This window comes from Idiomarina sp. 29L (assembly GCF_004123135.1).
Classification (GTDB): domain Bacteria; phylum Pseudomonadota; class Gammaproteobacteria; order Enterobacterales; family Alteromonadaceae; genus Idiomarina.
Genome location: NZ_SDJS01000004.1, coordinates 171750 through 190241 on the forward strand (window position 1 = coordinate 171750; position 18492 = coordinate 190241).

The window sequence follows — 18492 nt, forward strand, 5'->3', positions numbered from 1 at the left end:
GAACGGTGCCGATATTGGTTCTGATAAACGTGGCGCTATAATAGCGTTTTCACCGACAACTGACCAGTGTAACTAACCGAGTCAGTGCCACTGTGATAGAATGGTTTTTATCGGTAAATTCGAAATCTCATTAAGTAACTCAAGGGGCTGAGTGTGAGCATTTTTCCTGACGTGTGTGCCGTAAAATTGGAAACATCCCTGACCGCACTAGAGCTGTTTGAACGCTGCCAGGATGAGCCTTATGCACTGTTTCTGGACTCAGCCTCAAAGACTCACGAAGACGCCCGTTATGACGTTATCTTTCGAGCCCCCGAATGTGTCATCAGCAGTAAAAAAAATAAGCTAACCGTTTCGGGTAATAACCAGTCAGACCTTCCTAAGGCACCAACTCACGCTGCCGATATGTTCGATTATGCTGAACAACTAATGGCGCTGGCGGGTCGTTATGAGGGGCCTGACCACCTACCTTTCCAGGGGGGCTTCGCCGGTGCGGTAGGATACGATTTTGGTCGTTGCCTGGAGGTAATACCTGAGTTTAACACCAATGAATACAAATCCAGCGATGCGGCACTGGGTTATTACTCGGAAGCGGTCATTTTTGACAAGAGGCGTAATGAGGTTTGGCTGGTTGCGCCTGAACAGGGGGTAAATAAACAGAAAGCCTATTGGGAGCAGTCACTAACACCTACCTCAAAGAACCCGTTAAAACTGACCAGTGCCTGGCAAAGCAATATGTCAGAGGCTGAGTACCATACTAAATTTAACGCGGTGCAAGCCTATTTGCTCAGCGGTGACGCCTATCAGATAAACTTAGCCCAACGCTATCAAGCGAGTTATCAAGGTTGTGAATGGGCAGCCTACAAGCAGTTACGGGCGTCGAATAACGCGCCGTTTTCGGCTTTTATGCGCACGCCTCAAAGCGCTATTATCAGCGTTTCTCCTGAGCGTTTTCTCAGCACCAGTGCCGCGGGGGAAGTACAAACTAAGCCGATAAAAGGCACCCGCCCACGTTATGAAGACAGCAACAAAGACACCGCCAGCCGCCAGTCGTTGTTGAGTTCAGAAAAAGACCGTGCGGAAAACCTCATGATTGTGGATTTACTGCGTAATGACTTAAGTAAAAACTGCGAGCCCGGGTCGGTAAAAACGCCGAAGCTGTTTACCATAGAAAGCTTTCCGGCGGTACACCATTTGGTATCAACCATCACCGGTAAACTGAAGCCGGATTGTTCTGCATTAAGTCTGTTTAAAGGCGCATTCCCCGGCGGATCAATCACTGGCGCCCCCAAAATTAGAGCCATGCAAATTATTGAAGAGCTCGAGCCGAACCGCCGCGGCATTTATTGTGGTAGCATCGGTTACTTCTCACAGCATGGACAAAGTGACACCAGTATTACGATTCGTACGCTACTCGCCGAAGAAGGTCAGCTATACTGCTGGGCGGGCGGCGGTCTGGTTTCAGACTCTCAAGCAGCAGACGAGTATCAGGAAACCAAGGACAAGGTGTCTCGTATTCTGCCGGTGTTAACGTCATGACCATCAAAAACCGCGCCGAGTTTGTCAGACGCTTTAGCCTCACGCCCTCGCCGTCCGTCAACCGACAGCTTGACGAGCCTTTGCGCAAACGTTTGCGACCAGCAGCCGTACTTATTCCTATTGTAGAGCGCCCGCATGGCTTGTCATTGATACTGACTCGACGCTCTGCGTCATTAAGAAAACACGCCGGACAAATCAGTTTCCCGGGAGGCCGCTACGACAAAACAGACGGCGACTTATTAGAAACCGCACTAAGAGAAACAGAAGAAGAAATCGGTCTTCCCCGCTCGCAAGTCGACGTTATTGGACGTTTGCACGACTACCCCGTGTTGTCTTACTTTATGATTCGTCCATACGTGGCATTTGTGTCTCCCCAACAAGCACTGGTGGCGCAGGAAAGTGAAGTGGCCGAGATATTTGAGGTGCCCTTAGCCGATATTATCAATCCCAGTAACCATTACGTTTACCGTATCCGGAAATTCATTTATGACCGGGTTTACTTTATTCCCTGGCAGCATCGAAATATCTGGGGAGCAACGGCGGGCATTCTGCGTGAGTTAGCTGAGCAGCTTCAACCTGACCAGAAAAGCCACTTTAAACCACTCAACTGACCAGTTATTTCGCTATAAAGCTTGCCAGCCCCCACACAATTCATGCGACAATACTAGAATTAATACAAACAAACGCGACAGGTAAGGATAAGTATGATCAGCGTTTTTGATATTTACAAAATTGGTATCGGCCCTTCAAGCTCGCACACGGTGGGCCCGATGAAGGCTGCATTTGATTTTCTGCAGGCCGCTAAAGAGGCGGGCCACTTAACTCAGGCAGACGGCGTTAAAGTTGAGCTGTTTGGCTCTTTGGGGCAAACCGGCAAAGGTCACGGCACCGGCAAAGCGGTTATTTTAGGTTTAGCGGGCGAATTACCGGAGACCGTAGACACGGACAACGTTGACAACTTCCTTGAGCAAACTCGCAAAACAGAGAAACTGGCTTTATTAGGTGAGCACGAAGTCGCATTTCCGGCTGAGGGCGCTATTACGTTCCACCGTCGTAAAACCATGCCAAAGCATGCCAACGCTATGGAGCTTAAGCTCCTCAAAGGTGAGGACATTATTTATAGCGACCTCTACTACTCTATTGGCGGTGGCTTTATTGTTCGTGACGAAGACTTTGATGAAACCTTAGAAGAGGCTATTGAGCAGTCGTCTAAGCCTATTCCCTATCCGTTCGACAGTGCCGCTGAACTATTAGGTCATTGTAAGGAGCACGGACTGCGCATTAGCTCATTAATGATGGCGAATGAAAAGGTCTTCCGTAGCGAAGATGAGATTCGCGACGGCTTAATGAAAATTTGGCGCACCATGCAGCAAAGTATCACCAACGGTATTACCACCGAAGGTATTTTACCCGGTGGCTTGAAAGTGCGTCGCAGAGCGTCTTCGTTGTATCAGCGTCTGAAAAAAGAAAAGTCGAGCGATGCCATGCAAGTTATGGATTGGGTCGATTTATTCGCTTTGGCAGTAAACGAAGAAAACGCTGCGGGCGGCCGTATTGTCACTGCGCCGACTAACGGTGCAGCAGGCATCGTTCCGGCGGTCATGAGTTATGCCGATAAGTTCATTGAAACACTGGACGAAGACTCCGCCGTTCGCTTCTTATTAACCTCGGCTGCTATCGGTATTTTGTATAAGAAAAACGCTTCTATTTCCGGCGCTGAAGTGGGTTGTCAGGGTGAAGTGGGCGTTGCCTGCTCTATGGCTGCCGGCGCGCTGGCCGAATTTATGGGCGGCGGTCCAGAAACCGTAGAGAACGCTGCTGAGATTGGTATGGAGCATAATCTTGGTCTGACGTGTGACCCGGTTGGTGGTTTAGTTCAGGTGCCGTGCATTGAGCGAAATGCCATGGGCTCTGTTAAAGCCATTAATGCCGCTCGTTTAGCCATGCGTGGTAACGGAGACCATAAAGTATCTCTGGACAAGGTCATTAAGACCATGTGGGATACCGGTAACGATATGAAAACCAAGTACAAAGAAACCGCCCGGGGCGGCTTGGCAGTTAATATCATCGAATGCTAGAAGTTTAAGCCGGTGCTTAGCGCACCGGCAGTTCACACCCCTCAAATAAGGCGTCAATCTCTTCCTGAGTTTTCAACTGAGCCGCTTGTTGAACTTTCTCCCGAGTCAAATGTGGCGCAAAGCTTTCAATAAAGTCATACATATAAGTTCTTAAAAACGTTCCGCGACGGAAACCAATTTTCGTCGTGCTGGCTTCAAACAAGTGGCTAGCCGGAATCGCGACTAAATCAGGATCTTCCTCTGAGTTATAGGCCATAGATGCCAACACACCAATGCCTAGTTCCATTCGGACGTACGTTTTTATGACGTCAGCATCGGTTGCGGTAAACACAATTTGCGGTTCTTTACCTGCTTGAGCAAAGGCCTTGTCCAGCTCTGAACGACCGGTAAAGCCATGAACGTAGGTCACAATTGGATATTTAGCCACGTCTTCAATGCTAATGCTCTGCATTTTCGCCAATGGGTGTGACTTAGGCACGACAATTGACCGGTTCCAATGGTAACAAGGCAGCATAATCAAATCCTGATATAGATGCAGTGCCTCTGTCGCTATCGCAAAATCGGTGCGCCCTTTTGCCGCCGCTTCGCTAATTTGCTGAGGTGAACCCTGGTGCATATGCAAAGAAACACGTGGATACTGACCGATAAACTGTTTAATAACCTGAGGTAACGCATAACGTGCCTGAGTATGAGTTGTGGCAATCGTTAACTTCCCCTGATCAGGCTGAGTATGTTCGGTTGCAACCGTCTTTATCGACTGCACATTATCGAGCACTTGTTTCGCAACTCGAATAATATCCTGCCCGGCGGGCGTGATATGCGTCAGGTGCTTTCCCGTACGCCCAAAAATTTGAACCCCTAACTCGTCCTCCAGCATTCTTATTTGTTTACTAATGCCAGGTTGCGACGTAAATAAGCTTTCAGCCGTGGCCGAAACATTTAAGTTATGATTCATCACTTCAACAATATATTTTAATTGCTGTAATTTCATAGCAGGACATGCCACTCGGTTTGCGAATTGTGATATAAAAAAATAGTATAATAATCTTAATAACTATGACAAATAGAAAAGCTGGCAGGTATTAGCAGCTGAAACCGGAACATCAACGATGACACAGCCTACATTCGACTTTTCTGCGGTACTCGCCTCTTCCGCCCACGACATGAAGAATTCGCTATGCTTGCTGATTCAATTGATTGAACAGGTTTCAGAGCAAGTACCAGAAGGCAGTGCAACAGAAAACATGGCAAAAGTCCATTACGAAGCGCAACGCATTAACTCAGGGCTTATACAACTGCTGACATTATACCGCGAACAGCACGGCTCCCTCCCTCTCAATATTGAAGAGCATCACTGGGATGACGTATTTGAAGAGCTATTGCTTAATAATGAAATGTATCTGGAGCAGCGCGGTATCGATGTTACCACTGACATTGACGATTCGGCTGTTGGCTATTTTGACAAAGACCTCATTAGCCACTTACTGAACGACGTTATTATTAATGCTATGCGCTATACCGCCGATAAACTCTTTATTACGGTGACAGTCGACGAAGATAAGGGATGTCAGATTTCAGTGCATGATAATGGCGAAGGTTTTCCAAACGGCATGCTAAAACAAGCACAAGCACCCATGCAGAAGCTGGATATGAATAAAGGCCGTACAGGTTTAGGGCTCTATTTCGCCCACCTAATAGCACAAGCCCACCAAAGAAACGATAAAAAAGGTTTTATCGAACTGAAAAATAATGGACACTTAGGTGGTGGTGTTTTTTCTCTGACATTACCTTAAAAATAATAACAACCTAATGAGCGTTATATGATTTACACCATTGTTATAGCACTGATTATTCTTCTGATAATACTGGCGATTGTCGTCGGTTCAGTGCAACAACATAAGCAGCGTCAGGAACTTGAGCGACGCAAAAAACTTGCCCGTTACAGAAACGCTCTGGAACAAATTGAAGATCTTATTCATATGTCCAGTTTCTTCCCTATTGGTAAGTCGATGCTGGCTGTGCTGAATATGCGCGCATATGAAGTATTGCAAAACATGTACGCTGTATCGCCAACCAAAGACTTTAAATCACGCCTTGAAGATTACAAAGAAAGAATGGAAGGCATTGATCCTAAAGACACATCGCTGATCAGCGAAGAGTTTGAAATTCCGCAAAACAATAAACAAATTATTGCGATGATTAACGCGCTGAAACGTTTAAAAGCAACGCTAAGAAGTGAGCACGCTCGTGGTCGGGTTGACAGTAACGTCTTTAGTGTCGAGGATCAGCGTTTAAGCAAGTTGCAGTTAAAAATCAGTATTGAAACACTCATTCGTCGTGGTCGTCACGCTTATGAAAGCCATATGCTAGGTTCAGCACGTCAGTATTATGAAAAAGCGTTGCGCACCATTGAAGAGCAAAGCTTTTCTGACGACTACACGACATCTCGTCAAGAGTCGATCAAAAACGCGTTAGAGCAAATTGCGCAAGAACTGAAAGACGCACACGCAAGAGACAAAGCCAAACACAAAAAAGAAGACGATTTGGAAGAACTCTTTCAACCGAAAAAGAAGTGGTAGTCTATGTCTGACTGGAAAGATCAACTCAGCCAAATGGTATATTCGACAGACTCAGGTCGTATTGAGCCTGACGAGGAGCCTGAACAGATACCAGAAGGCGACGGTATCGTAAGACTAAAAAGGGAAACCAAAGGCCGCAAAGGTAAGGGAGTGACTATTGTGACCGGCCTTGCGCTACCAAAAGATGAATTGAAAAAGTTTGCGAAGAAGCTCAAACAGCAATGTGGTGTTGGTGGCTCAGTAAAAGACTATGACATTGAATTGCAGGGTGATCAGCGAGACAGTATTGAGGCCTATCTAAAAGCAGAAGGTTATAAAGTTAAGCGATCGGGAGGTTAAGGTCGTACTCAATGTATAAGCATTGGCCTTCGTCTTTCCATTCATAATAGCGGGAAAAGTTTTTAATCAGCTGCATACCTCGACCGTGCATTTTTTCTTCATCCAATACCGGAGAAAACTCATCAGCCGGATACCCGTTTTCTCCGTTAGACCGAATGCCAAAACAAATCAGGCTATCAACGGGTTGGTAGTTAACATCAATCGATACTTCAATGTCTTCAAGGCTACCAAGACGTCGTTCTCGTTCTGCATAATAGCGTTCAAACCCTTCATTTTCTTCCTTTACATCGGAATTCAACCGTAAAAGATTGTGCTCCAAAATATTATTAAACGCTTCCGCTAATAATAAGTACAGCGTTGTTTTATGGGCTTTTATCCCTTCCAGGTGCGACAATGAATCGACAAGCCGGGTCACAGGATCTTCCCCTACAATATTTTTTTCGCTGAGTCGTACTTTCAACTCAAAAGGAAGGTGAGTGATAGAATGGTCGTCTTTTTTTACGGGCAGTTGAGTCGGTTCACAACTGACAACAATCAATGAAATATCGTCACTTTGCTCAGTGCCCTTCTGAAAGCTTTCAAGCGAGTTCACCAACTGGTCAAACTGTTTTTTACTGCCAAACTGTTTTAGCTTTTTTTCAAAACCACTCTCGTTAAGGCGCTGCCCCTGGGTGTTCGTCATCTCAATAACGCCGTCAGTATACGCAACCAACCGTTGCCCGGGTTCGATAAAACAGTGACTCAACGAGCTATTAAATTCTTCTGGCGGCAAAATACCTAACGCCAGGTGCTCTGACGGCAAGCGGTAAGTGACTCGTCCATTGTTATCAATAAAAAGTGCGTCCGGAATACCGCCGTTCCAATAACTGAGTCGGTCACCGCCGGCTGACAATTCGGCAACAAATGCAGCGCAGAACATGTCGTCAGGCAACAACTTTACCAACCGACGATTAAACTCTTTTACCATGGTAGCCACCGACAAGCCTCTCTCCGCTAAATCAAAAAACGTTTGTGCAACGGGTAACGCTCCTGTCGCAGGAGCCAGTCCGTGACCAGTAAAGTCCCCGACAAAAATGTAGTAGTTTCCCAGAGGCCCGCCTTTCGACAAAACCAAATCGCCATTAAACTCAGTCGCGGGAGACAAATAAGTGTGCAGGAAATCAAAGGTTAATTCATTTTCTAAAAGCGCATTACTCAACATGTGGCTGACCACGTTTTGCTCGCGCTCCATACGGTTAGAATGGTAAGCCAGTACTTCGTTTTTCTCTTTTAATTTAAAGCTGAGCTCCCGAACACGCGCATGCGCGTCGAGCTTTGCTTGCAGAACAATAGGTTCCGGAGGTGTGCTGATAAAATCGTCGCCGCCAGCATCAAGACATTCTAGCAGTGTCTTTTGGTCATCCAGTGCCGTAATGAACAATATTGGAAGGTGAATATCGCCACTGAGTTGCTTTAGTCGTTTAGCCGTTGCCAGACCGTCCATAACCGGCATCATCACATCAAGCAAGACAATGTCAGCGCCCGTGCTACTAAAGAGTTCCAACGCCTGCATACCGCTTGATGCACAGCTTACATTGTGTCCAAAACGCTCAATAAGGCCTTTTAGCATTACCCTATTGGCGGCTTGATCATCAACGACGAGTACGTGCATTAGGCGATAGTAAACATCTTTTCAAAACGGGATATATCCAGAATACGACGAACATCGGGCTTCGCATTTATCAACTGAATGCCTTTGACACTATTACCCAGAGACTTTCGCATATTGAGTAGCATACCTAACGCCGAGCTGTCCAAGTATTCGGTTTCTCTCAAGTCAATAATTACGGTCGGCTGAGAATCGCCAATGTGGCTATAAGCCTGCCGAAACTCCTGCACCAAACTAAAATCAAATTTACCCTGGATGGCAATAATAAGTTGCTTGCCATCATTTGAAAACTCGCGACTGACGCTCATAGGTACCCCTCTTTTTTCATGAGCCTAACACAATTTTATGATTGAGTTTATTGCTTGAATACCCTAATCTTTGCTACATCATAAACTCATTTTGACCGATTATGGCGATAGCCTTCGACGAACTCCGAATTTTGCTCATCGAGCCTTCCGATGTGCAGCGTAAAGTCATTACCCAACACCTTAATCAAGCTGGTATTCAGCATACCAGAGGTGCTTCTACTATAGCGGAAGCTAAAGAAGAAATCCTGCGTTGGCAACCTGATATTGTGACTAGCGCCATGTACTTTGAAGATGGTACGGCACATGAACTCATCCAGTTCATCAACCGCAATGACCTTCACGATACCCTGCACTTTATGTTGGTATCGTCTGAGCACCGCGCCGACCAGCTCGAGCAATTTAAACAGTCCGGCATTATTGCTATTTTACCGAAACCTTTTACCCCAGAGCAATTGCAGCGCGCTATTACGGCTACTATGGACTTAATGGAGCCTGAGCCACTGACTCTTGAGCTCTATGACATAGAAGACTTGCGAGTTCTTATTGTCGATGACAGCCTCACGTCACGCCATGTGTTGCGCCGTGTTTTTGAAAACCTTGGTGTTGAGATATTTGTTGAGGCTGAAAATGGGCAGCAAGCCATTGATATTCTGGAAGAGCATCAGTTCGACTTAATTGTTACTGATTTCAACATGCCTGAAATGAATGGCAGAGAATTGACTCAGTACATTCGCAACAGCTCGTCGCATGCGCACACACCGGTACTTATGGTAACGGCGCGGGCGAACGAACCACAGTTGGCAAATATAAAACAAAGCGGTGTCGATGCTTTGACCGACAAGCCGTTTGAGCCTGCGACCATAAAAGGCTTAATTTCACGTCTGCTTGACCAACAGTAACCAATAAAAGAAAGCCCCTGGCGCGTTGTGTGCCGTCAGGGGCTTTTTTGTACCGTAAACTAGCTGAAATTAATTCGCCGGTTTTTCCTGATACTTATTGTAGAGTTCAGTATGACGGCTTTCTAAACTGACATTGCGACCGTCAATAAACATATGTGTTAAGCTTTGGCCAATAGGATCCAGTAAGTCACCCTCTGACACAATCAGCGACGCACTTTTGCCGACCTCTAACGAGCCCAGCTTATCAGCTACGCCCATAAACTTAGCCGGCTGAAGTGTGATAGCCTCCAGTGCCTTTTGCTGATCTAACCCAAAAGCAACCGAGTGTCCGGCCGCAAAAGGCAGGTTACGAACATCCCAGTAGCCCGGATACGAAATAGCAAAGTTAACACCAGCGTCGGCTAATTTCGCAGGGGTAGAGAAGTCTTGATCATAGCCTTCGTCGTCACGCCCCGGTAACCCGAAAGGTGAACCGAAAACGACTGGCACTTCAAGCTCTGCCAGTTTGTCAGCAATACGCCAGGCATCTCTCGCTCCCATTAGAACAAGCTCAAAGCCATACTCACGACTCACATCAATAGCTTGCTCCAATTGACGTTTGTCGTTGGCATGCACATACAGTGTTTTGCTGCCATCGAATAATCCCATCATCGCTTCCCAGCGCTGATCCACGTCAATGTCTCTGTCTGCTTTCTTCGCATCAAAATAAGCTTTGGCGTCGGCAAACACGTTCATCAACTCTTTACGAGCTTCCTCATTGGCTTTGCGTTGCTCTTCCGGAGAGCGGCGCTCCCACCACGTGTTAATCACATACGTTCTCGGCCAATTCACATGCACACCCATTTCGCCGGAAACCAATGCGTCTTGGTAATTCCAGCCATCCAGGTGCAGCAATGACGACTGCCCCATAACCAGTGAACCTTCTGGTACCACTTGCGCATGAGTAATGCCGTTATAGCGTACGGTTGGGATAATTTCCGAGTCCGCATTAAAGGCAATATGCCCAGCAACTTCCGGATGCACTTCGCCTACTTCACGAGCGTCACGCGTTGCTCGAACCGCTTCAATTTCATTCAAGCCTAACGTGGTATCCATCGCAATAACACCCGGATAAACATGCTTACCGGACACATCGATGACTCGAGCATTATTGGGAACCTCCAGGTCCTGACCAATAGCGGTAATTTTACCGTCTTCAAAAACCAAGTCTGAGTCGGTTAACACGCCATTGCTTACAGTATGCAAGGTCCCGCCTTGCAGAACGATGGGCTGTTGTTGCGTCTCGCCGGGAACTTCGTCATGAGCAACGGCTGTCGATGCGGTCACTGCAGCAATCAGCGCAGCACTCAATGTGGATAATAAAGTCTTCATTAGTGTTGTCCTCCATGCTGATGCGCTTGCGTGGTGAAGTGATCCAGCCAGAAGTCGTGTTCTGTATCACAATGCCAAGTTGGCTGTGCCTCTTTATAGCCATTAGTGGCGCCTTTAAGCGCTTCATCCCCGGCAGCAAGAACTTTCTGAATCAGTGCGTTTTTCTCTTGTTTTACCGCTTCTTGGCGTTGTTTGTCTTGTTCGCGGTCAAAGAATTTACGTCCATTTATCCAGGTTTGTTCCGCACGGGCATAGGCACTTAACGGATAATGACTCCACAGTACAAAGTCAGCGTGTTTGCCTTCTTCAATAGAGCCGACGTAGTCATCAACTTTCAATTGTTTTGCTGGATTAATCGTCACCATTTTAAAGGCTTCATGCGGATCCATGTCGCAATAGCGAACTGACTTAGCCGCTTCGGTATTCAAACGGCGCTGCAAGTCATTACTATCCGAGTTAATGCTGGTGAGCACACCTCTGTCATGCATTAAGCAGGCGTTTTGAGGAATCGCGTCATATACCTCAAATTTATATGCCCACCAGTCAGCGAATGTCGATCCGCTGGCACCATGCTCAGCCATTTCGTCGGCCACTTTGTAACCTTCCAGAATGTGAGTGAACGTATCCAAAGTAAACCCGTAGTCTTCCGCTACTTCCATCAACATGAGAATTTCAGAAGCGACGTAAGAGTGGGCATGAACAAAGCGCTCACTGTTTAGAATTTCGATCAGCGTCTCCAAACGATAGTCAGGACGTGGTGGCGCTGTCTTCTTCTTTTCTGAGCGACTCATGCGATCATAGGCTTGTTTACGTTGCTGGTACTCTAACGCCGCCTGGAAGCCATCACGAACAATAGTTTCAACGCCTAAACGCGTTTGTGGGTAACGAACCGTCATGTTGTCACCCCAGTTGCTTTGCTTAACGTTTTCACCCAGTGCGAACTTGATAGACTCCGGCGCTGCATCAAACTTCATAATGTTAGCATCTGTTCCCCAACGCAGTTTAATGACCTGCGCCTGACCGCCAACCGGGTTAGCCGATCCGTGCAGTAACTGAGCCATGGTGGTGCCGCCAGCGAGTGAGCGATAAATATGAATGTCGTCCGGGTTGACCACGTCGCCAATACGTACTTCTGATGTAATCGCTTCAGAGCCTTCATTCACACCACCGTCAATCGCAATATGTGAATGCTCATCGATAATGCCCGGCGTCAAGTGCATACCCGCGGCATCAATGACTTTGACACCCGACGATGCGCTCAGGTTTTTACCCACTTCGGCAAATTCACCGTTACGGACAAGCACATCCGTTTCTTCCAGAATGCCTTCATCACTGGCAGTCCAAACCGTTGCGTTACGAATTAATACATCTTGTCGCTCAGGCAAACCATCTAAACCATAAGCAACATTCGGGAAGGTCAACTGACTGACGTATTCCACTTTATTACTGCTGCTACTTTGAGTGTCGTCCGCCTGGCTGTCTTGTGAGGCGACCTGTGCAACAAGCGAATTGGACTCCCCTTGCGGAGAGACCGCTTCCAAAGTGAAGTTTTGCTGAGACGCGGGTGTTAACTGAAAGCGCCACGTCCCTGCTGGCTGAATATCCATATCAGCAACAAATGACACGGTATCATCGGTGCGCTCAACATTACGAAGGGGCTGAGTGCTCTCACCGATCGTGAGTTCGCCGCTTAAAACCGCACCGGGCTTCAATGTCAGCGAGACATTCTGACCATTCCAGTCAATGGTATAGTGACCGGCAAAGTCGACCAGCTCACGAGAAACCAACTCGTTTTCTTCACCTTGTAACCAGACCGACTGTATTTCGCCGTCTTCAAAAATATCACCTTTCACCATCACAAAGTCGGCCATGTAACCACTGGCTAATTTACCCACTTTGTCATCAACACCGGCAATTTTGGCTGCAGTAGTCGTTAAAGCTGCCAGCGCTTGTTCTTTACTCAGGCCATGCTCAACCGCTTTACGCAGGTTCGGCCAAAAGTCTTCCGATTTTTCCAGTTCGCTTAAGGTTAACGCAAAGTTGACACCTGCGTTTGCCAGCATCGCCGGATTTGAAGGCGCGCGTTCCCAGTGGCGTAATTTCGCCAAGTCGACATCAAGATGGGCATCGACGCCACTGACATTTGGCGCTGCCGGGAAGTTCAGCGGTAAAATCAAATCACTTTCAGTATTCTTAACCGAGTTCAGACGAGCGTATTCATAACCCGAGCCAACATAAACGCTTGGCACGTTAAACTGATCAAATACATCGTCCGCTCGCAGCAAAGTTTTCTCATCTGAGACTTTGAACACAATGCCTTCAGATTCAATATCTTTCAGTGAATCCAGCGCCGCATTAAACTCAACCGGTTGATTATGTGATTGCTTGCCGTAGGCATTTTCATACCAGTTTGCGTCAGACAGAGTCTGTCTCACCAGCGCAATACTGCCCATTAAAGAAGACGGATACTGTTGCTGGGAGCTCCCTTTGTCAAACGAGCCAAAATGCTTTGACTCACTTCGGTAAATCACATCGTTAGCAATTTTATCGGCAAGCGAAACGGTCGCTGCCTGACCTTGAAAAATACCATCGAGCTTAGCGGTTTGTACGCTGGTAAAACCTTCAGACACCCACTTCTTGGCATCCTCAGAGTTGGTTTTGAACGCTGCATACCAATCTTTCTCCGCACGAATAGCATCGTTTGCGGCATTACCGCCTTCACGTTCATTGTTATAAATAGGTGTGTCGCTATCCGTTTTTGCGTAAGTAACGTCAATACCGTAACTGCTGTATGGGTCAATAAAGCCTGGGTAGATTGTATAGCCCGTACCATCAATGACCCGTGCGCCAGCCGGCGCACGATTACCGCTTTCTACACTTTTAACTTTACCGTTTTCAATAATGAGCGTTGCGTTACTGACAACCTCACCGGGCTCCGTCACAACCGTTGCATTTTGAATAGCCGTTAGGCTCGGCGTGTTGTCCCGCATACCATTCGTCCGGGACGTTTGATCAGCACTCGTTGGCAACGCTAACACGGATGTCACCGCTAACGCTGCCGCACTAAGCTTGTGCATTGTCTTCATGAGTTTGTTCCCCATTCTAATGAGATTTTCTTTTATTATTTCGTCTACCAGTTAAAGCCTTAATTATGTTAGAAACAAGCACGAACCGATAAATCGTGTATTATTAACGGTAAGTGCACGATAATAAGGAGAATATCCAATGAAAAAATCACTGTCCGTACTTTTTGCGAGCGTTGCTCTTAGTTTATCTGCCAGTACTATCGCTAACGAGCACGCATTTAACGACGGCGAAAAGGCTGTTGAGTATCGCCAAAAAGCCTTGTCTATTATGCAGCAGAACTTCGCGGCTATGGCTGAAATGGTGAAAGGCGAAGTGAACTACGACGCACAGGTTTTTACGAACCGTGCAAAAGACTTCGAAAGTTTAGCAGGTATTCCATGGAGCGGCTTTGCCGTCGAAGGCGCTATGCCAGGCGACAATACCGATGCGCTAACGGCTATCTGGGATAACTGGGAAGATTTCCAGCAACGGTCGAATGACTTACAGCAATATGCATCAGAGCTCGCCGTTGCAGCTGAAACAGGCTCAATGGATAACATCAAGCCTGTATTTATGAACGCAGCACAAACCTGTAAAGGCTGTCACGACGAATATAAAGACTGAATTACAGCAATAACATAAAGAGCAACCACACAGCTATTGCCAGCAGTAAACCTTGCCATCCTGGCTTTAATTGCGGCGCCGGCTGTGTGGTATTTTTATAGCCGTGAACCATCGCACCAACCAATTTAATGCCCTTCAGGCGATACATAGCAACCGCTAAAATATGCAATGCGATAACAACTAATATCGCGTCAAACTGAGTTTTATGCCAGTCAGTCAGCAATTCTTGTGTGTCAGACGACACCCAGCTCGCTAACGGTCCTGAAAATAAAATGCCATCACTAGAGAAAAGCCCGGTCACAGCCTGAGCAATAAGCAAAGCTAACATTAGCAGCACGGCCCAACCACCGGCGGTACTATGAGTGGTTTCCGGCTGGTATTGACCATTAAAAAGCGTTTTCAAATGAGAGGGAATGCGTAAAGGAGAACGCACAAAGGCGTTAAAACGGGCGTTATTACTACCAAAGATCCCCCACGCAACTCGCATGACTAACAGCGACAAAATGGCGACACCAAAGTCTTTATGCAAGTCCATACGACCGTTATCAGCGGTCCACCATAAACCAATCACCAATAAAATGATCATCAGATGAAAAAGGCGTACAAAGCTGTCCCAAACCTTTACAGAATTCTCTTTCTGAATCATCGTGTTAACTCCAAAACACTAGGAAAACTCGATACCAGGTGCTAGGGTATAGTTAATTCAATGAAAAAGGTAGTAGGCATGACGAAAGTTTTAATTGCTGACGATGACTTTATTAGTCTGGAAGTCCTAAAAGCGATGCTCGGCCAATACAATGTCGAGATTCTTACCGCAACCACTGGTGAAGAAGCACTGACTCAAGCCAAAACAATGCCCAACCTCATTTTCCTTGATTACGAAATGCCTGATATGTCGGGTGCTGAGGTTTGCAAAACCCTACGTGGTCAGCCTGAATTTGAAAATACGCCCATTATCGCCATAACCAGCCACCAAAGCGCCAGTGAAATGACAGCGTGCCGTGAGGCTGGCATGGACGCGACGTTGCACAAACCGGTTTCTCCCGAAGCATTGGAGGAGCTGTTCAACGAGTATGTGAAGCCTTAATACTATTTAAAGCGCTGGTCATCAGCCAACTGAACCAGTGCTTCACTCTCTTTTAAGAACTGCTGTGAAAAATCACCAAAATACGTTTGTGCTTCGCTGTATAAGTGTATTAATTCGTCCTTATTGCCTTCTTTAAGCACTTCCAGCAACTCTGAAAACAGGTTCAGATAACGGCTAATGGACTCGGTCCGCTCTCCGTGAGACAACATAATATCGGCGTACAGCTCCGGGTTCTGGGCGAAGAGTCGACCGACCATCATGAGTTCCATTCGGTAAATGGGCGAGCTAACATTAAGCAGATTCTCTATATCGACATTTTCTTTTGCCATGTGCAGACCATACACGAAGGTGCTTAAATGTCTAAACGCTTGTACCCAGCCCATGGCTTCATCATGCGCCTCAGCGTCGGTTTGGTATAAATGAGCTCCCCAATTAGACAGCTGTTCCATGAGCCATTGGTACTCTTCTGCTCTACGTCCCGGTGTAACCACTATTAGCTGTTTTGCGAAGGTCTTTATTGTCGGGCCAAACATTGGGTGAAGACCCACCACTGGGCCTGCATGAACGCTCAGCATAGCTTTTAGCGGGCCTTCTTTGGTACTTGTAATATCAGCCAGAACACAGTCATCGGGTAGCTTAGGTAATGACGCGATAACAGCTTCTGTTTGATTAATGGGAACGCTGATAACAACCAACTGTGTATGACTTAAAGTCTCGCCATCCGGCCAGGCGTCGCCTTTATCGACAATAACGGTTCGGTAACCAGTTTGCTCAAAGAACTCAACAAACTTAGCACCTAAGGCTCCTTTGCCGCCAACCACAATAACCGGCCTTTCCGGAGTGGCTGAAGTTTGGCTAGCCTGTCCGGTTTGGGTTTGGTAGGAGTTGCGAATAATTCGGCGTAAAATGTCTTCAACAAAGTCTTCTGACACGCCAAGTTCAATCGCTTTTTTTTTGCGCGCCTGTATCATTTTGTTTTCCCGCTCAGGAACATAAAGCGGCTGCCGCAAGGCCTTTTTAACATCACCGACTTTGGCGGTTAATGCCTCGCGCTTCGCCAGTAAGCGGATGAGTTCTTCGTCGGTGCTGTCTATCGACTGCCTTAGCTCGTCTAATTTTTCTTGCGGTGTTTTATTCATGGGTATCGCTTTAATTAAGGCTGACTAAAATAGCGCGGTACGCTTTTTGAACATTTTGCATCTTAGCAACACTACCGCCTTTATCGGGGTGGTACTTATGTACCAGGCGACGATACTGCTTTTTTACTTGTTTTTCGGTCAACGGCGGTGTTAATTCCATCACTTCACAAGCTTCGTCGGTCGGCATCAGTTGCTTAGTGGAAAAATCTTGCCCCATTCTTTCCCAAAAGTCATTAAGCATCGACTCTACATCGGTTTCAGAAGTATTGCTCAGTTGACTTAAGTCTAAATAATACTCCGCCAGAGAGTCGTTTTCGGCTAGCGTTTCTTCACCCTGCTGCCACGGCTGACATTCAATATTCAGCGTATGAATGAATAACTCGTATTTCTTTTGCAAACGCCAACGTTCACGCAGCTTATATAAGCTGTGGAACAAAATGAAATGCGTTTGAAACAGGTTTAGGGGATCGCGCAGCGCCGTTTTATCAAAAAACTGGTACGGCTCAGCCTGCAAAGCCTCAATGAGTTGATGCTCTGTCCAGTGATGCTGGGAGTCCAAACATTCAGCCAAAATTTGGATAAGTATTTCAATGTCTTCTTCCATAGCAATTAGGCTAACAAAAAACCCAGCTCAAGGCTGGGTTTTTCTTTGCTATTTCGATTTTTAATCGCGTTCTTATGAAAGCTTCTCACGAATACGTGCAGACTTACCTGAACGCTCACGCAAGTAGTAAAGTTTCGCGCGACGAACTGCACCGCGACGCTTCACTTTAATGCTATCTACCAATGGGCTGTGCGTTTGGAAAGTACGCTCAACACCTTCACCATTCGATACTTTACGTACCGTAAATGCAGAGTGAAGACCACGGTTACGGACACGGATAACAACACCTTCGAACGCCTGCAGACGTTCACGGTTGCCTTCCTTAACTTTTACATTTACAACAACAGTGTCACCTGGTGCAAACTCAGGTAAATCTTTTTTCATTTGCTCTTCTTCAAGAGCTTTAATGATATTTTGGCTAACTTTTGCCATTTTTATATCTCCTATCCTAGATAAACTGTCCGCTGTTAGCTGGATGACCGTTGTTCAATAAATTCACTCAACAAGGCTTCCTGCTCGTCAGTCAGAGCTAGGTCTTTAATTAACTCCGGACGTTGCAGCCATGTTCGCCCTAAGGACTGCTGCAACCGCCAGCGACGTATTTTGTCATGGTTTCCACTCAAAAGTACTGAGGGAACCTGCTGCTCGTTATAAACTTCCGGTCTCGTGTAATGCGGGCAATCCAGTAAACCATTTGCAAAAGAATCTTCCTCTGCAGAGTCCCGATGCCCCAACACGCCGGGCACTAATCTTGAAATAGCATCGATCAGCACCATTGCTGGTAGCTCACCGCCGCTTAACACATAGTCCCCAATTGACCATTGTGCATCGACATACTTTTCAATAACGCGTTCGTCAATGCCTTCATAACGGCCAGCAATTAATATCATTCGATCATTACCGGAGAGCGACTGCACTCCTCTATGATCCAATGTTTGCCCCTGAGGTGACAGATAAATAACCGGCGTATCCTGACCAAGGTCGTTTTTAGCGGCCTCAATAGCATCAACCAAAGGCTGTACCATCATCAGCATGCCAGGTCCCCCACCGTATGGTCTGTCGTCGACCGTGCGATGGCGATCGTGAGTGAAATCACGAGGATTCCAAACACTCACCTGTAATAAACCTTCCTTTATGGCTCTACCAGTAACACCGTAATCGGTAACGGCAGAAAACATGTCAGGAAATAAGCTAATAACACCAATTTTCAATGG

The 18492-nt window shown here is 46.7% G+C and carries 19 protein-coding genes; 9 read left to right on the plus strand and 10 right to left on the minus strand.

What is annotated here, in order from left to right:
- Nucleotides 1-153 precede the first annotated feature (153 nt).
- The 3 genes from pabB to EST55_RS09840 all read left to right on the plus strand — a co-directional run bounded on the left by pabB (nucleotide 154) and on the right by EST55_RS09840 (nucleotide 3614).
- Entirely contained in the window at nucleotides 154-1536 is a 1383-nt protein-coding gene (gene pabB, locus EST55_RS09830) for an aminodeoxychorismate synthase component I (RefSeq protein WP_129497336.1), read from the plus strand.
- A complete protein-coding gene (locus tag EST55_RS09835) occupies nucleotides 1533-2147 on the plus strand; it encodes a CoA pyrophosphatase (RefSeq protein ID WP_129497337.1) in 615 nt (204 codons plus the stop codon). Before pabB ends, EST55_RS09835 begins: the two co-directional genes overlap by 4 nt.
- Nucleotides 2148-2240: 93 nt before the next feature.
- Nucleotides 2241-3614 carry an L-serine ammonia-lyase gene (locus EST55_RS09840; RefSeq protein ID WP_129497338.1) on the plus strand — a complete coding sequence of 458 codons (1374 nt, stop codon included), beginning with the start codon at nucleotides 2241-2243 and terminating at the stop codon, nucleotides 3612-3614.
- Between the two features lie 16 nt (nucleotides 3615-3630).
- Here EST55_RS09840 and cysB read toward each other — a convergent pair whose 3' ends face one another.
- On the minus strand, nucleotides 3631-4605 hold the full coding sequence (gene cysB, locus EST55_RS09845) for an HTH-type transcriptional regulator CysB (protein ID WP_100691798.1): 975 nt from the start codon (nucleotides 4603-4605) through the stop codon (nucleotides 3631-3633).
- 118 nt (nucleotides 4606-4723) lie between these two features.
- Between cysB and EST55_RS09850 the strand changes: the two genes are divergently transcribed.
- From EST55_RS09850 to yciH, 3 genes are read left to right on the plus strand one after another with little or no spacing between them, the layout of a single operon-like run.
- A complete protein-coding gene (locus EST55_RS09850) occupies nucleotides 4724-5407 on the plus strand; it encodes a HAMP domain-containing sensor histidine kinase (RefSeq protein WP_129497339.1) in 684 nt (227 codons plus the stop codon).
- Nucleotides 5408-5434: 27 nt separating this feature from the next.
- Nucleotides 5435-6193, plus strand: a complete 759-nt coding sequence (locus EST55_RS09855; protein ID WP_088767846.1) for a hypothetical protein — start codon at nucleotides 5435-5437, stop codon at nucleotides 6191-6193.
- Between the two features lie 3 nt (nucleotides 6194-6196).
- A complete protein-coding gene (gene yciH, locus EST55_RS09860) occupies nucleotides 6197-6532 on the plus strand; it encodes a stress response translation initiation inhibitor YciH (protein ID WP_088767845.1) in 336 nt (111 codons plus the stop codon).
- Here yciH and EST55_RS09865 read toward each other — a convergent pair.
- Nucleotides 6513-8183 (minus strand): fused response regulator/phosphatase, encoded by a 1671-nt coding sequence (locus tag EST55_RS09865; RefSeq protein ID WP_129497340.1) that lies wholly within the window; start codon nucleotides 8181-8183, stop codon nucleotides 6513-6515. The genes yciH and EST55_RS09865 overlap by 20 nt on opposite strands.
- On the minus strand, nucleotides 8183-8488 hold the full coding sequence (locus EST55_RS09870) for an STAS domain-containing protein (protein ID WP_100691794.1): 306 nt from the start codon (nucleotides 8486-8488) through the stop codon (nucleotides 8183-8185). Before EST55_RS09870 ends, EST55_RS09865 begins: the two co-directional genes overlap by 1 nt.
- A gap of 101 nt (nucleotides 8489-8589) precedes the next feature.
- Between EST55_RS09870 and EST55_RS09875 the strand changes: the two genes are divergently transcribed.
- Entirely contained in the window at nucleotides 8590-9387 is a 798-nt protein-coding gene (locus EST55_RS09875; RefSeq protein WP_088767842.1) for a response regulator, read from the plus strand.
- 69 nt (nucleotides 9388-9456) lie between these two features.
- On the opposite strand, the gene EST55_RS09880 is transcribed toward EST55_RS09875, so the two are convergent.
- Nucleotides 9457-10758 (minus strand): amidohydrolase family protein, encoded by a 1302-nt coding sequence (locus tag EST55_RS09880; protein WP_129497341.1) that lies wholly within the window; start codon nucleotides 10756-10758, stop codon nucleotides 9457-9459.
- Complete coding sequence (locus EST55_RS09885; RefSeq protein ID WP_129497342.1) at nucleotides 10758-13844, minus strand: amidohydrolase family protein; 3087 nt, start codon at nucleotides 13842-13844, stop codon at nucleotides 10758-10760. The genes EST55_RS09880 and EST55_RS09885 overlap by 1 nt, the downstream gene beginning before the upstream one ends.
- A gap of 139 nt (nucleotides 13845-13983) precedes the next feature.
- On the opposite strand from EST55_RS09885, the gene EST55_RS09890 reads away from it, so the two are divergent.
- Nucleotides 13984-14448 (plus strand): cytochrome c, encoded by a 465-nt coding sequence (locus EST55_RS09890; RefSeq protein WP_088767840.1) that lies wholly within the window; start codon nucleotides 13984-13986, stop codon nucleotides 14446-14448.
- Between the two features lies 1 nt (nucleotide 14449).
- Here the strand turns inward: EST55_RS09890 and EST55_RS09895 are convergent, their stop codons facing one another.
- Nucleotides 14450-15094 carry a cytochrome b/b6 domain-containing protein gene (locus EST55_RS09895; RefSeq protein ID WP_100691790.1) on the minus strand — a complete coding sequence of 215 codons (645 nt, stop codon included), beginning with the start codon at nucleotides 15092-15094 and terminating at the stop codon, nucleotides 14450-14452.
- A gap of 78 nt (nucleotides 15095-15172) precedes the next feature.
- Here EST55_RS09895 and EST55_RS09900 point away from each other — a divergent pair, with 78 nt between their 5' ends.
- The gene (locus tag EST55_RS09900) at nucleotides 15173-15535 is read left to right on the plus strand and encodes a response regulator (protein ID WP_100691789.1); all 363 of its coding nucleotides are present in this window, start codon (nucleotides 15173-15175) and stop codon (nucleotides 15533-15535) included.
- A gap of 2 nt (nucleotides 15536-15537) precedes the next feature.
- Here EST55_RS09900 and tyrA read toward each other — a convergent pair whose 3' ends face one another.
- The 4 genes from tyrA to trmD form a co-directional block, all read right to left on the minus strand.
- Nucleotides 15538-16674 carry a bifunctional chorismate mutase/prephenate dehydrogenase gene (gene tyrA / locus EST55_RS09905; protein ID WP_129497343.1) on the minus strand — a complete coding sequence of 379 codons (1137 nt, stop codon included), beginning with the start codon at nucleotides 16672-16674 and terminating at the stop codon, nucleotides 15538-15540.
- Between the two features lie 10 nt (nucleotides 16675-16684).
- Entirely contained in the window at nucleotides 16685-17278 is a 594-nt protein-coding gene (locus EST55_RS09910) for a DNA-J related domain-containing protein (protein WP_129497344.1), read from the minus strand.
- 72 nt (nucleotides 17279-17350) lie between these two features.
- On the minus strand, nucleotides 17351-17710 hold the full coding sequence (gene rplS, locus EST55_RS09915; protein ID WP_088767835.1) for a 50S ribosomal protein L19: 360 nt from the start codon (nucleotides 17708-17710) through the stop codon (nucleotides 17351-17353).
- A 35-nt stretch (nucleotides 17711-17745) separates the two neighbouring features.
- A complete protein-coding gene (gene trmD / locus EST55_RS09920) occupies nucleotides 17746-18489 on the minus strand; it encodes a tRNA (guanosine(37)-N1)-methyltransferase TrmD (protein WP_088769355.1) in 744 nt (247 codons plus the stop codon).
- Between the last annotated feature and the right edge of the window lie 3 nt (nucleotides 18490-18492).